The sequence below is a fragment of the Frankia nepalensis genome, from assembly GCF_016786325.1.
Classification (GTDB): Bacteria; Actinomycetota; Actinomycetes; order Frankiales; family Frankiaceae; genus Pseudofrankia; species Pseudofrankia nepalensis.
In genome coordinates, this window is record NZ_JADWYU010000033.1 from 1 (window position 1) to 17180 (window position 17180).

The following is a 17180-nucleotide window of genomic DNA, read 5'->3' on the forward strand; positions in this document are numbered from 1 at the left end:
GGGGCGGGGGGGGCGGCGGCCCCGGGGCCCGGGGGGCCGGCGGCCGCGGGGCCGACGGGAGAGGTGGGCGCGGCTTCGGCGCCCGGATCGGCCGGCGCCGCGGCGGGCACCGCCCGCGGCGCGGCATCGGTGGTGGTCGCCTCGCCACTTGGGGCCTCGTCACCCGGGGCGGCGGCGCCCGGCGCCGACGCCGCGGGCGGCCCGGATTCGGCCTCGGTGGCGGTGGCGGCCGGCCCGGCCGAAGCCGCGGCGGCCGCGGCGGCCACGTCGGCCTCCAGGTTGCGCACGAACTGGGCGACCAGCTTGCCGCTGACGTCGGCCAGCACGCCCCGGCCGAACTGGGCGGCCTTGCCGGAGATCGTCAGGTCGGTGGCCAGGCGCACGGCGGTGCCGTCGCCGTCGGGGGTCAGCTGGGCGGTGACGAGGGCGCTCGCGTTGCCCTGGCCGCGTGACTCGCGGCCGTCCGCCTTGATGACCGCCCGGTGGGTGTTCTCGTCCACCTCCTGGAAGGTGGCCTTGCCCTTGTACTGGGCCGTGATCGGCCCGACCTTGACCTTGACGGCGCCGTGGTACTCCTCGCCCTCGACGGAGAGCAACTGGGCGCCGGGCATGCAGGGCGCGATCCGCTCCAGGTCGGTCAGCAGTGCCCAGGCGGTCTCGACCGGCAGCCCAACGCGGAACTCGTTGACTAGCTCCACCTGCTCACGTCCTCCACGTCGTCACCAACCGCGCCTCTGAGGTATTGGGCGACCGCCCAAACACTATCCATTTACCGGACGATTGCCCAGTACCGGAAATTTCGGAATCCTCGCCCTAGTGGCCGGCCTCGGCCAGCAGGGCGACGATCGCCGCCGGGCTCGCCGGCAGACTGGTGATCTTCACCCCGAACGGCGCCAGCGCGTCGTTCACCGCGTTGATCACCGCGGGCGGGGCGCCGATGGCGCCGCCCTCGCCAGCGCCCTTGTGGCCACCCGGCCCGGGCGCTGGCGTCTCGATGTGGCCGTACTCGATCAGCGGGACCTCGGTCGACGTCGGCAGCAGGTAGTCGACGAACGTGCTGGTCATCGGGTTGCCGTCGTCGTCGTAGACGAGGTGCTCCAGCAGCGCGCCGCCGATCCCCTGGACGGCGCCGCCGGCGATCTGTCCCTCCACCACGTTCGGGTTGATCATCGGGCCGACGTCCTCGCCGACGATGTAACGCAGCAGCGTCACCTTGCCGGTGACGATGTCGATCTCGCAGGTGCACACATGCGTCGCGTTGGACCAGAGCATCGGTTTGTCGGTCCGGTACCGGGCCTCCGCCTCGAGGCCGCCGGGCGTGGCGAGTTCGGCGTAGCTGACGGACGCCCCGCCCGCGCTCGCCCGGCCGTCCGCGAGCTCGACCTCCTCCTCGGGCACGCCGAGACGCTCGGCGGCGAGCGTCACGAGCTTCGCGCGCAGGAGCGCGGCGGCCTCGCCGACCGCGCCGGCGGTCATCGACCCGCTGCGGCTGCCGGCGGTGCCGGAGCCGAAGGGCGTCACGGCCGTGTCCCCCTGGACGGTCACCACGTCGTCGAAGTCGACGCGCAGGGCGTCGGCGGTCAGCTGGATGACCGTCGTCTCCAGGCTGTTGCCCGCCGCGCCGCCGGCCGTGTGGACGTAGACCTTGCCCGACGGCTCGATCCGGATCTTCGCGCCCTCGTTGCCGTAGTACTCCTGCCCGGAGGCCGTCGGCTCGATGTAGCTGCCGGTGCCGACACCCAGGTAGCGGCCGGCGGCGCGGGCGGCCTCCTGCTCGGCGCGAAAGGCGTCGTAGTCGAGCAGCTTCAGCGCCAGCTCGAAGGTCTCCAGCGGCGACGAGTGGTCGTACGGTGGCATGCCGGCCGGATTCGGCACCGGCTGGTCATCTCGGCTGATCATGTTGCGGCGACGCAGCTCCACCGGGTCGAGCCCCATGTCACGGGCGGCGATGTCGAGCAGCACCTCGCGGGCCACCGACTCGAACTGCCACGGCCCCCGGTAGGCCGTCCGGCCGGCCGTGTTGGAGAACAGCGACGTCGTCGACCAGGTCGCCGCGGGCACCTTGTACGGGCCGGGGAAGAGCAGCCCGACGGCGGCGGCGGAGCCGACCGGCCACGGCGTCGGGTAGGCGCCGACGTCCTGCGCGTGCTCGATGCCGACGGCGAGGATCTTCCCGTCCGCGTCGAAGGCGATCCGCGCGTGGCCGGACTCGTGGCGGGCCTGGCCGGCGGCCATCAGGTTCTCGCGCCGGTCCTCGATCCACTTGACCGGGGCGGGGACCTTGCGGGCGGCGAGCATGAGGCACATGTCCTCGCGCATCGGCACGACCTTCTGGCCGAAGCCGCCGCCGGTGTCGCGCATGATGACCCGGACCTTCTCCGGGTCGAGCCCGAGCAGCCGGGCGCAGACCGCGCGCACCTCGTGCGGGGACTGCGTCGCGGCCCAGATCGTCAGCTCGCCGCTGGCCTCGGCCCACTCGACCACGATGCCTCGCGTCTCCATGGGGACCGCGAGGTAGGCCTGCTGGTAGATGGTCTCGGCGGCGACGTGCGCCGCCGCCGCGAACGCCGGCTCGACCATGGCCGGCGGCGGCCCGGCGAGCCCGCCCGCGTTGTTGCCGGGGAAGTTCGCGTGGACCAGGACGTCGGAGTCGCGTGCCTGGAGGTAGTCCGCGATCGCCGGAAGCGGCTCGTAGTCGACGTCGACCAGCTCGACCGCGTCCTCGGCCAGATAGCGGCTGTCGGCGATCACCAGCGCGACCGGGTCGCCGACGAACCGGGCCTCGTCGACGGCGAGCGGCGGGCGCGGGGTGTCCGGGACCTTCGGGCCGTAGGAGGTGAACCAGGCCTCGACCACGTCCGGGTTGAGATCGTCGGCCGTGAAGACCGCGTGCACCCCGTCCAGCGCGAGCGCCGCCGACGCGTCGATCCCGTTGATCCGGGCACGGGCGAACGGACTGCGCACGAAGCAGGCGTGCAGCATGCCCGGCCGCTGGATGTCATCGACGAACGTGCCGTGTCCGGTGAGCAGCCGGCCGTCCTCCACGCGTCGCACCCGGGTGCCCGCATAGCGAGACGGGGTGGTGGCGGCCGGAGACGTCGCGGTCTCGGTCATGGATTGCGCTCCTCGCATGGCGGGCTGCCGCGTGGCGGTCGGAAGGCTCTGGCGGTGGTTCGGCGTGGCGGGGTGCTGAGCGGTCGCCCAATCGGTATTCTGGGGAAATGCCTATCCTCCGGTCGCCCCACCCGTCAAGAGGGCGGCTGGCGAGACGGGAAGCCGCGAGATGACAACCCCCCGGCGGATGGGGGCGCCCGACTCGAAGACTCGAGGGGCATTGCTCGACGTCACCGCACGGATCATGCTGGAGGAAGGCTACGCCGCCGCGACCTCCCGGCGAGTGGCCGCGAAGGCCGGCGTCAAGCCCGCGCTGGTGCACTACTACTTCCGCACGATGGACGACCTGTTCCTGGCACTGTTCCGCAAGGGCGCGGAGGCCGGCCTCAAGCGGTACGAGGAGGCGCTCGCCTCCGACCAGCCGCTGCGGGCGCTCTGGGAGCTGTCCAGCGAGCCGAACGGCACCGCCCTGCTCTCGGAGTTCCAGGCGCTGGCCAACCACCGCAAGGCCATCCGCGCCGAGATCGCCGACTACGGTGAGCGGTTCCGCGCCATGCAGATCAAGGCGCTGACCGACATCCTCGGCGACGCGGGTGTCAACCTCGACGGCGTCCCGGCAGCCGCCCTCGCCTTCATCATCACAGCGGTCGCCCAGCTGCTGATCACCGAGGACGTCCTGGGCATCACCGCCGGTCACGCCGAGACCCTCGCGCTCGTCGAGCGCCTCCTCCACCGGTTCGCGGACGGGTCGGTTCCCACGTCCTGAGGGCGGGCGGTCCGGATGGTCGGGGCCGGCCGGGGCGGAAGGGCGCCTACTCGACGACGTCGACGATGAGCCGGTGGGCGAAGCCGTGGGACTCGACGAAGGGAAGGTTGAGCTCGAGGAGCGTGGCCCAGCAGGCCCGGGCGGCGGCGGGGTCGCGGGCCGCCAGGGCGTCCACGAGTTCGGCGAACATCGGGGCCAGGCGAGGCGCGATCGCGGCCCACGGGTCGTCCGAGCCGGCGTTGACCGCCGGACGGGTACCAAGCCGCGCCCACTGCAGGATCTCGCCGACCACCGTGAGCGCCGGGTTCCCAGTGCCGCCGAGCGCCGCGCCCGCCACTCGGCGCCACACGTCGGAGAAGCGGGTCATGTCGGCGGTCACGGCCGAGATCTCGGCGGCCAGCGCCCGCAGCCCCACCAGCGCCGGCTGGCTGATCCTGGCCGCCGTGAGCTCCATCATCGCCGGCTCGAACAGGCGCACCGCCTGGAAGAAGTCGGCGAGCGTCACCTGGCGGGCCTCGAGCACCGTGCCCGCCAGGTGCGCGGCGACCTGGGTGGACGGGTGCCGGATCTGCCCGCCCGCGCGGTCACCGGCCCGCAGTTGCAGCAGGGACTCCATCTCCAGGATCCGCAGCGCCTCCCGCAGCGTCGGCCGGGAGACGCCGAACTCGGTGGCCAGGTCCGCGAGCGACGGGAGCCGGTCGCCGTCGGCGAGCCGGCCCTCGGCGATGCGGGCCCGGATCTCGCCGGCGACGGCGCTGGCCATCCGTCGCGGCGGTGCGCCAGCCGCCCCGAAACCGCCGTCCACCACCGAGCCACCGGCGCCGCCGGACGCGCCGGGGCGCCCCGCGGCTTCGGGCGCGCGGCCCGCCCGCGCCCGCCACAGCGGCGCGACGTCGATGGGCTGCCGGCCGCGCCCCCGCCCGGCCAGCTGGCGGGCCGAGGTCAGCAGGTAGGAACTCCAGGCCTCGCGTGCCGCCGCCCCGTCGCGCCGCCGGGCCGCGGCCAGGAACTCGCCGTGGGCGGCGGCGACCCGCCGCGCGATCCGCTCGGCGGACGGCGGGCCGAGGGTGTCGATCGCCGCGTAGACCTGGCCCGCGTGAATGACCCGCAGGATGCCAGTGATCACGGCGATGGAGCGGTTGCCGGACAGCTCGGTGACGGCCTGGTCGAACGTCGACACGGCGGTGACGAACGCCAACGGGTCTCCCTCGGCGGCGCGTTCGTTGTCGTGCAGCGCGACGAGGTGGTCGAGCCCCTCCTCGCCGAGGCGCAGCGCGACCTGCTCGGCCGCCGCGGGCTCGAGCACCGACCGGGCCTCCTCGAGATGCCCGATCGTCGTGCCGCGCAGCTGCAGCAGCAGCGCGATGTAGCTGCTCGCCGACGACAGCCCTGGGCGGCGCACCACCGCCCCGCCGCCGCGGCCGCGACGGATGTCGAGCAGGGACTGGGCCTCGAGGATCCTCAGTGTCTCGCGCAGCGTGTCCCGCGAGACGTCGAACGCCACCATCAGCTCCGCCTCGGGCGGCAGCTGCTGGTCGACCTGGAGCGTCCCGCGCAGGATCTGGCGGCGCAGGTCGGCCGCCAGCACATGCGCGATCTTGTGGGGCGCGGGCGGCCGGAAGGTGTCGGCGGCGGTGACCCGCCCGGGCGCCGCCGCCGATGCCGTCATCGGCCGGTCACACCCCCGCGGCGCGCGGCGCCGCCGGTTCGCCTCTTCGTCTGACTCATAGGCGGCCTTCCTCGGCGAACTGCTTCGGGACCCACTCCGGGGATCGCTTCTCCATGAAGGCACGCATTCCCTCGCGCGGCTCGGGCGAGTTCTCCAGCGCCCAGAACATCGTCTGGTAGTCGATGAAGCCGTAGCGCTCGTTGAGCATCCGCTTGACGTGCATGCGGGCCATCGGCGGGGTCATCAGGACCTCCCTGGCCGCCTGGAGCGCGGCGTCGCGCAGCTGCTCGTGCGGGACGACCCGGGAGATGACGCCGAGGCGCAGCGCCTCGGCCGCGTCGAACCTGCGCGCCGACAGCAGCAGGTCGCGGGCGACGGCGATGCCCACGTGCGCCGGCAGGACGGCGGCGTAGGTGGCGTCGGGGATGCCGCGCAGCAGTTCGGGCACCCGGAAGGTGGCGCGGTCGCTGGCCACGCAGATGTCGGACATCATCGCGATCAGCAGCCCGCCCGCCTGGCAGATCCCGTTGACGGCGGTGATCACCGGCGCGGTGCTGTCGCGGATGGTCAGGAACGGCAGCATGTGGGCGCCGATGTTCGGAGGCGGCTGGTCACCCGGGTCGCTGCGGCCGGCCAGGTCGCCGCCGGGGGCGAAGACGTCGCCGCTGCCGGTGATGATGAGGGCCGCCAGCTCCGGGTCCTCGTTGACCAGGTGCACGGCCCGCTTGATGCCGAAGTACATGGCCGGGGTGAAGGCGTTGCGCGCATGCGGCCGGTCGAGGGTCAGCCAGCCGATCGCGCCGTCCCGCTCGAACCGAAGGCCGTCCGCGCCGAGATCGTCTGCCACTCGTCCTCCTGGTGTCGACAGCCCGGGCACCACTGAACGCGACCGGGTCAACTGTATAGCGATTCCTGTGCTCGCCCCTCGGTTTCTGCCGGCCCGGTGGGAACCCTGCGGCCGACGGCGGGCTGGCCCGCCGTGGCGGCGGCCGAGCTCTCGCGGGGACGCGGTCGGCGGTCGAGGGGCGGTGGCGGGCCGACCCGTCTCATGCAGCATCGTCGCGATCGGCGCCACATGCCATCGGTGCCGGATTCAGCCGCTGGGACGCGCCCGGCCGCGAGCGGTCCACCCCGGTCCCCGACGGACGGTAGACAGCTGACCGAGTCAACTATATGTTCCGGATCGGAGCCGAGGTGGCGGGAGTCACGCCGCCGGCCGGCGCGGGCGCGGCGGCGGCGACCCGTCAGGAGAATCGAAGCCGGCGCCAGGTCAGGCCACCAGGTGGCTCGCGACGGCGGGCCGCGAGAGCGTCCGAGGAGCAAGGGGCGAAGAATGACCGAGGCGCGGGCCGCCGGTGGCGGCTCCGGAGACGGCGACCAGGGGGACGGCGGTTACGGAGGCGGCGTCGCGCGGCTGATGACCGTCGACGTGGCGAGGAACCCGAAGCCGGTCTACCAGGAGTTACAGCACGGCGGGCGGGTCCAGCGGATGGACGGCCTGAACGGGCCGGCTGTCGTCGCCACTGGGCGGGCCGCCATTGACGAGATCTTCAAGTATCCGGACCTCTACTCGTCGGCCGCGCACTTCGGCTCGCTCGGGAACGTACGGCCGCTCATCCCGATCGAGTACGACCCGCCGGAGCAGCGCAAGTACCGCAAGCTCATCAACCCGGTGTTCGCGCCCCAGGCGATCGAACGCTGGCGGGAACCGGTCGCCAGGCTCGTCCATGAGCTCATCGACGCCTTCGGCGACTCCACGGAGATCGATTTCGCCAGGCAGTTCTCGACCCCGTTGCCGTCACAGATCTTCCTGACCCTGCTCGGGCTGCCGCTCGAGGACCTGCCCACGTTCCTACGGCTCAAGGACGGCATCGTCCGCCCCTCCGTGGTCCTCGGGCTGCCGCCGAACCACCCGGACGTGAAGGCCCACCAGAAGGCGACCGCGCGGGAGATCTACGACTACTTCGACCGGGTGCTCGACGGGCGGGCGGCCGAGCGCCCCGACGACCTGCTCAGCCACCTGCTCGACGCCGAGGTCGAGGGCGCGAAGCTCACCCGCGAGGAGCTGCTCGACATCTGCTTCCTGTTCCTGACCGCCGGCCTCGACACGGTGTCCGCGTCGCTGGAGACCTTCATGGCCTACCTCGCCGACCACCCGGAACGGCGCGCCGAGGTGGTCGCCGCCCCGGACAACATCGACAACGTGGTCGAGGAGCTGCTGCGGGTCGAGTCCCCGGTCATGCTGGTCTCCCGGTTCGCCACGGCGGACACCGAGCTGGGCGGCTGCCCGGTCCACGAGGGCGAGCAGGTCTATGCCTTCCTCGGCGCGGCGAACCTGGACGACCAGGACGTCCCGGACGCCGCCGAGGTCCGCTTCGACCGGACGGTCAACCGCCACCTCGCCTTCGGTGGCGGCGTGCACCGCTGCCTCGGCTCCCACCTCGCCCGGCTGGAACTGCGCGTCGCCCTGCGGGAATGGCACGCGCGGATCCCGCACTACCAGATCAGGCCGGGGACCCGGCTGAACATCAGCCCGGGTGTCCGGTCCCTCGACTCGTTCCCCATGCTGCTGGGCCCGCCACCGGCCCAGGACAACACGAGTAAGGACGCGGAATGAAGACGCCAGCGGAACTCTTCGACCTGACCGGCCGCGTCGCGGTCGTCACCGGTGGCAGCCGGGGCATCGGGCGGGCGGTGGCCGAGGGCCTGGCGGCCGCGGGCGCCGACGTCGTCATCGCGAGCCGCAAGTTCGAGGCCTGCGAGCGGGCGGCCAAGGAGATCGAGACCTCGACCGGACGCCGCGCCCTCCCCGTGGCCTGCCACGTCGGCAACTGGGACGACTGCGACCGCCTGGTCGACGCCGTCTACGCCGAGTTCGGCAAGGTCGACGTGCTCGTCAACAACGCTGGCATGTCGCCGCTGTACGAGCGGCTGTCCACGGTCACCCGGGAGCTGTACGACAAGGTGCACGCCGTCAACGCGAGCGGGCCGTTCCGGCTGTCCGCGCTCGTCGGCGAGCGGATGGCCGAGGGCGACGGCGGGTCGATCATCAACGTGACGACCGCCGGCTCCCTGCGGCCCACCCCCGACGACATCCCGTACGCCATGGCCAAGGCGGGACTCAACGCGCTCACGCTCGGGCTCGCCGGCATGTGGGCGCCGAAGGTGCGCGCGAACCTGGTGCTGCCGGGCGCGTTCGACACCGACATCTCCAAGGCGTGGGGCGAGGAGGCTCAGCGCCGCGCGGCCGAGATGAACCCGATGCGGCGGATCGGGGTCCCCGAGGACATGGTCGGCGTCTGCGTCTTTCTTTCCAGCGACGCCGCCAGCTACATCAACGGCGCGCAGATCCTCGCCGACGGCGGCCTGTTCCGCACCCTGTAGACCCCGGGCCGGCCGGCATCGACTAGCCCCCGGTGCCAGCCGGCCCGGTCGCGCCGTCGAGCCGGGCGTGGAGTCCCGGCACTCCGGCAGGCCCGCGCACGGGAACTCGGCGCGACGGACACGTCGACGCGACGACACGTCGACGCGATGGCAGTCCGGCGCACCGGCACTCCGACGCGAGCGCGCCCGGGACGCTGTCCGGTTCGCTCCGGCGCCCCTTGGCCTAGGCGGCTCCGCCGGTCTCGGGCGGGCTCTGCTCGCCCGAGACCGGGTCCTGCCCGTCGGACGAGAGCGGGTCCTGCCCGTCGGAGGAGAGCGGGCCGTGGCCGGCGCGGATCGCGTCGGCCAGCATGCCAATCGCCCAGGTGATCGCCTTGGTCGCCTGCTCGCCATCGAGCTGCCAGGCGGAGACCAGCCGCTGGTAGGACTGCACGCTCCACAGCACGTCGAGCAGGCCCGCGGCCATCCGCCGCCCCTCCTCGGGCCAGCCGGCCGTCGGCTGGGCCACCGCGCCGGCGACGGCCTCGCGCCGGCGCAGCTCCTCGGCCATCAGCGTCGGCCCGATCGGCTCCGCGGTGTCCCAACGGGCGACCGCGTAGGACGGCAGCGTCGCGAACAACCGCTCGGTGATCGGGCCAAGGCCGTCGAGGCTGACCCCCTCGTAGGTGATCCCGGACTCGTCTCCCAGGCGGCGCATGATCGCGTCATGCAGCTCCCGCTCGGTGGCGAAGTACCGGTAGACGGTGCGCTCACCCACCCCTGCGCGTTCGGCGACGGCGCGGAACGTCAGCCCGCGCCAGTCCCAGGTGGTGAACTCGTGCACCAGCTCGGACCCCGCGGCGAGAATCCGTTCCCGGGTCATCGCCGCCCGTTCGCGCCGCAGCGGGCTGTCATAGCGGCGTCTGGCCCGCGCGTCCTCCTCGCAGGCGACCTGCTCCTGCCCGTCGGGCCCGTGCTCGCCCACCCCCTCGTTCGCCCCCTCACTCACCTTGTCGCCGGTGTAGCCGGAACCCCTGTTCACGGCACCTTACGACCGCCAAATCCGCTCGGCCACACCCGCGCGCGAGCGATTGGTCACCCTTCGCCGCCACCCGGGCCTCGGCGCGGATCCGGCGCGCGCCGGTCGCCGCGGCGCTAGAACAGCGACGGCAGCCGCTCCATCGGCATCTCGATGACGACGGGGCGGTTGTCCGCGAGGCCGTCCGCGACCGCTCCCCGCAGCGCGTCGGTGGTGGTCACCCGGACGCCGACGGCGCCGAACGACTCGGCGAACTTCACGAAGTCCGGGTTGGCGAGCTCGGTGCCGATGACCCGTCCACCGAAGTTCTCCAGCTGGTCCCGGTTGGTGTTTCCGTACGCCGAGTCGTTGAAGACGACCGTGACCACGTTGATGCCGTACTGCACGGCGGTCGCGAGCTCCGCGGCGCAGAACATGAAGCCGCCGTCGCCGTTCACCGAGACGACCGGGAGGTCGGGGCGCCCGACCTTGGCGCCGAGCGCCGTCGGGAAGCAGTAGCCCAGCGTGCCCATGTAGGAGGACGTGATGTAGGTACGTGGCGCGTACGCGCGGTACGCCAGGTGGCACATGTAGCCGACGGTGGTCGTGCCCACGGCGAGCACCCCGTCCTCGGGGATCGCGTCGCGCAGCGCCGTGACCATCTCGTACTGCGGCCCCACGGCACGCAGCCCGGCGTCGATCGTCGACCGGGCCTCGGCCAGATCGTCACCCCGTGGGGGCCGGGCGGCGCCGCGGGCGTCCAGCGCCGCCAGCAGCGCCTCCAGCGAGAGGCGGGCGTCGCCCTCGACGGCGACGGCGGGGTTCCCGTGCTTGCCGAACTCGTCGGGGTCGACGTCGAGATGCACGAGGACCTGGTCCGGCCGCAGGTTGAGCCCGTGGCACCGGGTCCCGACCGCGAGGACCACGTCGGCACGTTCGATGGCCGGGCGCAGCCGGCGGTTCACCCACGCCGTGCCGACGAACAGCGGGTGCCGCTCGTCGATGCAGCCCTTGCCCTCGCGGGTGTTCACGACGGCCGCCTGCAGCCACTCGGCCACCGCGGTGAAGGCGTCGGTGGCATCCGCCAGCACGACCCCCGCCCCGCCGACCACCAGCGGCGCCGTCGCCGAGGCCAGCAGTTCGGCGGCCTTGTCGACCAGGTCCAGATCGGGCTCGTGCCTGGCCGGCGGTGTGGGGGACGCGGTCGCCCCACCCGACACGGCGGCGAACAGTTCGGGAGAGATCTCGATCTCGGCCGGGCGCGGCCGTCCGTCGGTCATCACCGCGAAGGCCCGCCGGACGGCCGCGGCCAGGTCGTCCGCGCTGGCGACCCGCTCACAGCTCTTGGTGATCGGCCTGACGACCTCGAGCTGGTCGTGGATCTCGTGGGTCATTCCCAGGCCCCGGCCGACCGCGTGGTGCTCGATCTGGCCGGCGATCAGCAGGACGGGCGACGACGACGCCCAGGCCGTGGCGAGCCCCGAGGCCGCGTTGTACACGCCAGGCCCTGGCACCACCATCGCCACGCCGGGCCTGCCCGTCACGCGCGCGTACCCGTCCGCCATGTAGGTGGTCGCCTGCTCGTGGCGGGTGGTGATGAAACGTAACCGGCCCTCGTCGTAGAGCGCGTCCAGCACGTGCATGAGGTGGATACCCGGTATCCCGAAGATCACCTCGACGCCCTCGGAGGCGAGCTGAGCCGTCAGCAGCTCACTGCCCTTCATGGATGCTCCCGTCACGTTCCTCGTGGTCACTTCTTGGTGGCCGCTTCTCGATGGCCGCTTCTCGTTGGTCACTTCTCGTCACGTTGCGTCGGACCGGTGACCCGCGAGGGTGTTGCCCCACGGCCGACATTCATGGCATGCTGCTGCCACGAAATTCGACCCGGGTTTCGGCCGGGCCATGGCGGGCCAGCAGGCCAGCGCCATCGGAGCATCGTCCACCCGGCCGCCGGGCCGCGCCAGCCATCGGGAGGCTCGGCCCGCCCGGCGCCCCCGGACGAGACCCGGCGAGAACGTCCAGTGAAGGAGTCGTCGGCATGGGGTTAGTGGATGACCTGATCGATGAGGCGTGTTCCGCCACCGGCCTCGGCGACTTCGGCGGCGATTCCTTCCGCGAGGGCCTGGAGCGGGTCACCCGCGCCTTACAGGCCGAGGCGGCGCTCAACGCGATCGGTCAGGCCGCGCTGCGCGGCCTGATGGTCGGGTCTCTCAAAGCCCGGCTGCACATCGAACAGTGGTACAAGGACCACCCCGAGACGGACGACGCGCCGATCGTCGGGCCGCTCATCGCTCTCGGTCTTCCCCGGACCGGGTCGACCGCGCTGGCGGGGCTGCTGGCCGAGGACCCGGACATCCGCTACCTGCGCCGCTGGGAAGCCGCCGAGCTCGTACCCCCTCCGGCGTCCGTGAAGGAGTCCCCGGACCCGCGGCTGCTGCGCCAGATCGAGATCCAGTCCCGGCGCAGCGAACTCGACAAGGCCCTCGTCCCGTCGTTCCCCAACGGCCCGCAGGAATGCCACGAGCTGATGCTCCTGGACTTCAAGGCGCACTACTTCGAGTGCTTCGCCCATGTCCCTTCCTACGCCCAGTGGCTGCTGGAGGCGGATCTCACCGAGACCTTCCAGTACATGCGCCGGGCTCTGAAGTACCTGCAGTGGGGCCAGCCGGCGAAACCCTGGCGGCTGAAGAACCCCAACCACCTCGGCCATCTGGTCGACCTCGACAAGGCGTTCCCCGACGCGAGGTTCGTGATGACCCACCGCGACCCCACCGAGGTCCTGGCCTCGGTGTGCGACGTCTTCGCCAACGTCGCGTCGCGGTTCAACGACACGGTCGACAGGCGCTACATCGGCGCGGTCAACGCCACGGTGCTCACGACCGGCATGACACGGGCGCTGGCGTTCCGCGACGACGGCAACGACCACCGCTTCCATGACATCGACTTCCGCGCCATGCAGCGCGACCCGATCAGCGAGGTCCGCGGCCTCTACGACTGGCTGGGCGAGCCCGTCACCCCGGCGTTCGAGGAGAACATGCGCCGCTGGTGGCAGGAGAACTCCGCCGACCGCGTGCGCGTGAAGCACTCCGACCCGGCCGACTACGGGCTCGACCTCGACGCGATCCGGCCGCGCTTCGCGGAGTACCTCGCCCGGTCGGCGCGGTGGACCTCCCATGCGGACAGCGCCCTCGCGGACGCCGCCCGCGCCCATCCCACCGACCCGTCAGCCAGCGTCGCTGGCGACGCCGTCTAGGAAGGACATCGCCTCGATGCCGATCGACCTCACCGGTGGCCTGCCCGCGCAGCGGGAATACTTCTTCCCGTCGCGTCCGGAGAACCCGGACATGCGGGACTCGGCGAGTTTCTGGGTCACCGACGACAAAGGCGAGATTGGGCTGCCCCGGTTCGGGATAGAAGCCGTCGGCGCCGGCTGGGACGCACACATCGTCACGTTCAACCTGGTCTTCGCCGACGGCCGGGTCTACCGGCTGCGCGGCAAGGGCGCGCCGCGCTCGCCGTTCAACGCCGCGGGCGAGCCCGCGATCCTCGGCGCCGGCGGGCTCGCGTTCGAGGTCGTCGAGCCGTACCGGACCTGGCGGCTCACCTACGACGGCCCCGCCGTCCAGACGACCTCCCAGGCGCTCATCGAGGGCAGCCAGGACGGCGAGGCGGTCGACATCCAGGTCGAGGTGGAGACCACCATGGTCGTCCCGCCGTGGGAACAGGGCGCGCTGCTGCCCGACGCGGCCGAGCGGCTCGCGAACACCTCCGACGGCGACATGATGGGCCACGGCCCCCGCATCGAGCAGTTGTTCACCGCGGTCGGCACGGTACGGGTACCCGGCCAGGAACACTCGTTCACCGGCAGCGGTCTGCGGATCAAGCGACAGGGCGTTCGTCACCTCGAGGAGTTCCGCGGCCATGCCTGGCAGTCCGCTGTGTTCCCCAGTGGCCGGGCTTTCGGCTACATCACATACCCTCCGCACCCGGACGGCCGCGAGGTGTTCAATGAGGGCTACCTGTTCCTGGGCGAGGGCAGGCTGATCCCGGCCCGCGTGCTCGAGGCACCCTGGCTGCGCCGGCTGGTACCGTCGGGCGACCCCGTCCCGGTCGTCTTCGAGTCGGAGCTCGGGATCACCCGCATCGACGGTGTGACTGTGAACACCACACACGACACCGTCCACCGGCCGGAACTGCCGAACTTCCCGGTGTTGTTCCAAGGGGAGTGCAAGTACTCCTGGGACGGAGAGGAGACCTACGGCATGCTCGAACGGTCCACCCAGCGCGACCAGATCCTCTGGTCGTGATGAGCGCCGACACGCCGGCTGGTGCCCTGCTCCCCGGAAGCAGCCAGCTGACGCATCTTCAGCGTCTGGAGGCGGAGAGCATCCAGATCTTCCGGGAGGCCGTCTCCGAGTCGGAGCGGCCGGTGATGCTGTACTCGGCGGGCAAGGACAGCGCCGTGATGCTGCACCTGGCGATGAAGGCCTTCTACCCGTCGAAGCCGCCGTTCCCGCTGCTGCACGTCGACACGACGTGGAAGTTCCGCGCGATGTATGAGTTCCGCGACACGCTGGTCGCCGACCTCGGGCTGGACCTGCTGGTCCATCAGAACCCGGACGCGATCCAGCGGGGCATCAACCCGTTCGACCACGGCTCCGCGCTGCACACCGACATCTGGAAGACCGAGGGCCTCAAGCAGGCGCTGGACAAGTACGGCTTCGACCTCGCGTTCGGCGGCGCGCGCCGCGACGAGGAGAAGTCCCGGGCCAAGGAACGGGTGTTCTCCATCCGCTCCGCGCAGCACCGCTGGGACCCGAAGGAGCAGCGCCCGGAGCTGTGGCGGCTCTACAACGCCCGCAAAGCTCCCGGGCAGAGCGTGCGGGTGTTCCCGCTGTCGAACTGGACCGAGCTCGACATCTGGCTCTACATCCACCGGGAGAACATCCCGATCGTCCCCCTCTACTACGCCGCGCCCCGCCCGGTGGTCGAACGTGACGGCACGTTGATCATGGTGGATGACGAACGCATGCGGCTCGCGCCGGGCGAGGTTCCCGAGCAGCGCAGTGTTCGGTTCCGGACGTTGGGCTGCTACCCGCTGACCGGTGCGGTCGAGTCCGAGGCGTCGACGCTCCTGGAGATCATCCAGGAGATGCTGCTCACGACCAGTTCCGAGCGCCAGGGCCGAGTCATCGACCACGACTCGGCCGGGTCGATGGAGAAGAAGAAGCACGAGGGGTACTTCTGATGGCGGTGACCGGCTGATGGCACATGCGACCAACGACCTCGTCGCCGACGACATCGAGGAGTACCTGCGTCGCCACGAACACAAGTCGATGCTGCGGTTCATCACCTGCGGCAGCGTGGATGACGGCAAGTCCACCCTGATCGGCCGGCTCCTCTACGACGCAAAGCTGGTGTTCTCCGACCAGCTCGCCGCGTTGGAGTCCGACTCGAAAAAGGTCGGCACCCAGGGCGGCGAACTCGACTTCGCGCTGCTCGTCGACGGCCTGGCCGCCGAACGAGAGCAGGGCATCACCATCGACGTCGCCTACCGGTTCTTCTCCACCGAACGGCGCAAGTTCATCGTCGCCGACACCCCCGGCCACGAGCAGTACACCCGCAACATGGTCACCGGCGCCTCCACCGCCGACCTCGCCGTCATCCTCATCGACGCTCGCAAGGGCGTACTCACCCAGACGCGGCGCCACAGCTACCTCGTCTCCCTGCTCGGGATCCGCCACGTCGTCCTCGCGATCAACAAACTCGACCTCGTCGACTACTCGCAGGACGTCTTCGACCAGATCGAAGCCGACTACCGGACCTTCGCCGCCCAGATCGGCCTCGAAGGCGAGGCCATCACCTGCATCCCGCTCTCGGCACTGCGCGGCGACAACATCACCACCCCCTCGGCGAACACCCCCTGGTACACCGGCCCCGCCCTGGTCGCCCACCTCGAGACGATCGACATCGACGACGAGGCGCACACCGGCCCGTTCCGGCTGCCCGTGCAGTGGGTCAACCGGCCCAACCTCGACTTTCGCGGCTTCGCCGGCCAGATCGCCGGCGGCACGATCCGCCCCGGCGACCGGGTCCGCGCCCTGCCGTCGGGCCAGGAATCCACCGTCACCCGGATCGTCACCGCCGATGGCGATCTCGCCGAGGCCTACGCCGGCCAGTCCGTCACGATCTCGCTCGCCGACGAGATCGACGTCAGCCGCGGCGACGTGCTCGCCGCCGCCGACAGCCCGGCGGAGGTCGCCGACCAGTTCGAATGCCACCTCGTCTGGATGAGCACCGAACCCATGCTCCCCGGCCGGCCCTACCTGCTCAAACTCGGCACCCGCACCGTCAACGCGACCCTCGCGCAGCCGAAATACAAGGTCAACGTCAACACCCTCGAACACACCGCCGCCAAGACCCTGGAGCTCAACGAGATCGGCGTCGCGAACCTCAGCGTCGACCGGCCCGTCCCCTTCGACCCCTACACCGCCAACCGGCACACCGGCGGCTTCATCCTCGTCGACAAGTACACGCACGCCACCGTCGCCGCCGGCCTGCTGCACTTCGCCCTACGGCGCGCGCACAACATCCACTGGCAGGCCGTCGAGGTCAACAAGCAGGCACGGGCGCTGCGCAAGGGCCAGAAACCAGCGGTCGTCTGGTTCACCGGCCTGTCCGGCGCCGGGAAATCCACCATCGCCAACCTCGTCGAAAAACAACTCCACGACCAGGGTCATCACACCTACCTCCTCGACGGCGACAACGTCCGCCACGGGTTGAACAAGGACCTCGGCTTCACCGAAGCCGACCGCGTCGAAAACATCCGCCGCGTCGCCGAAGTCGCCCGCCTCATGGCCGACGCCGGCCTCATCGTGCTGACCTCGTTCATCTCCCCGTTCCGCGCGGAACGCCAGCTCGCCCGTGACCTGCTCGCCGACGGCGAGTTCATCGAGGTCTTCGTCGACACCCCGCTCGCCGTCGCCGAATCCCGCGACCGCAAGGGTCTCTATGCCAAAGCCCGCCGCGGCGAACTCACCAACTTCACCGGCATCGACTCCCCCTACGAACCACCGCGGAACCCCGAGATCCACCTCGACGCCTCCGGCACCGTCTCCGTGGAGACCACCGCCGCCCAGGTCGTCGCCTACCTCCGCGACGCCGGAATCCTGGCCCCGCCCCCGGAGTAGCCCCGACCTGGGCAACCACATCTCGTTTGTGCTGGCCGGCGACGCGTCGCCGGCGCGCCC

Annotated in this window: 13 protein-coding genes; 7 read left to right on the forward strand and 6 right to left on the reverse strand. The window is 71.5% G+C overall.

Features of this window, described 5'->3' with window-relative positions; all coding sequences use genetic code 11:
* Positions 1–698: SRPBCC family protein (locus I6A81_RS42850; RefSeq protein WP_307874393.1), on the reverse strand; the 698-nt coding region annotated here is incomplete at its 3' end.
* Positions 699–813: 115 nt separating this feature from the next.
* Positions 814–3114: a xanthine dehydrogenase family protein molybdopterin-binding subunit gene (locus I6A81_RS01445; RefSeq protein WP_203005322.1), complete on the reverse strand. Its 2301-nt coding sequence runs from the start codon at positions 3112–3114 to the stop codon at positions 814–816.
* A 169-nt stretch (positions 3115–3283) separates the two neighbouring features.
* On the opposite strand from I6A81_RS01445, the gene I6A81_RS01450 reads away from it, so the two are divergent.
* Entirely contained in the window at positions 3284–3880 is a 597-nt protein-coding gene (locus I6A81_RS01450) for a TetR/AcrR family transcriptional regulator (protein WP_203005323.1), read from the forward strand.
* A 46-nt stretch (positions 3881–3926) separates the two neighbouring features.
* Here I6A81_RS01450 and I6A81_RS01455 read toward each other — a convergent pair whose 3' ends face one another.
* Entirely contained in the window at positions 3927–5549 is a 1623-nt protein-coding gene (locus tag I6A81_RS01455) for a FadR/GntR family transcriptional regulator (protein ID WP_203005324.1), read from the reverse strand.
* Between the two features lie 55 nt (positions 5550–5604).
* Positions 5605–6396, reverse strand: coding sequence for an enoyl-CoA hydratase/isomerase family protein (locus I6A81_RS01460; protein WP_203005325.1), 792 nt, complete (start codon positions 6394–6396; stop codon positions 5605–5607).
* A gap of 570 nt (positions 6397–6966) precedes the next feature.
* Here I6A81_RS01460 and I6A81_RS01465 point away from each other — a divergent pair.
* A complete protein-coding gene (locus I6A81_RS01465) occupies positions 6967–8166 on the forward strand; it encodes a cytochrome P450 (RefSeq protein WP_407661228.1) in 1200 nt (399 codons plus the stop codon).
* On the forward strand, positions 8163–8933 hold the full coding sequence (locus tag I6A81_RS01470) for an SDR family NAD(P)-dependent oxidoreductase (RefSeq protein WP_203005327.1): 771 nt from the start codon (positions 8163–8165) through the stop codon (positions 8931–8933). Before I6A81_RS01465 ends, I6A81_RS01470 begins: the two co-directional genes overlap by 4 nt.
* A gap of 223 nt (positions 8934–9156) precedes the next feature.
* Here I6A81_RS01470 and I6A81_RS01475 read toward each other — a convergent pair whose 3' ends face one another.
* Both I6A81_RS01475 and I6A81_RS01480 read right to left on the reverse strand, forming a co-directional pair.
* The gene (locus I6A81_RS01475; RefSeq protein WP_407661229.1) at positions 9157–9897 is read right to left on the reverse strand and encodes a TetR/AcrR family transcriptional regulator; all 741 of its coding nucleotides are present in this window, start codon (positions 9895–9897) and stop codon (positions 9157–9159) included.
* A 170-nt stretch (positions 9898–10067) separates the two neighbouring features.
* Entirely contained in the window at positions 10068–11654 is a 1587-nt protein-coding gene (locus I6A81_RS01480) for a thiamine pyrophosphate-dependent enzyme (RefSeq protein WP_203005328.1), read from the reverse strand.
* Between the two features lie 314 nt (positions 11655–11968).
* On the opposite strand from I6A81_RS01480, the gene I6A81_RS01485 reads away from it, so the two are divergent.
* The 4 genes from I6A81_RS01485 to cysN are packed head-to-tail and all read left to right on the forward strand — an operon-like array spanning position 11969 to position 17120.
* On the forward strand, positions 11969–13183 hold the full coding sequence (locus I6A81_RS01485; protein WP_203005329.1) for a sulfotransferase family protein: 1215 nt from the start codon (positions 11969–11971) through the stop codon (positions 13181–13183).
* A 16-nt stretch (positions 13184–13199) separates the two neighbouring features.
* Complete coding sequence (locus tag I6A81_RS01490; protein WP_203005330.1) at positions 13200–14237, forward strand: hypothetical protein; 1038 nt, start codon at positions 13200–13202, stop codon at positions 14235–14237.
* A complete protein-coding gene (gene cysD, locus I6A81_RS01495) occupies positions 14237–15178 on the forward strand; it encodes a sulfate adenylyltransferase subunit CysD (protein WP_203005331.1) in 942 nt (313 codons plus the stop codon). The genes I6A81_RS01490 and cysD overlap by 1 nt, the downstream gene beginning before the upstream one ends.
* 16 nt (positions 15179–15194) lie before the next feature.
* Positions 15195–17120, forward strand: coding sequence for a sulfate adenylyltransferase subunit CysN (gene cysN, locus I6A81_RS01500; protein ID WP_203005332.1), 1926 nt, complete (start codon positions 15195–15197; stop codon positions 17118–17120).
* Positions 17121–17180 lie beyond the last annotated feature (60 nt).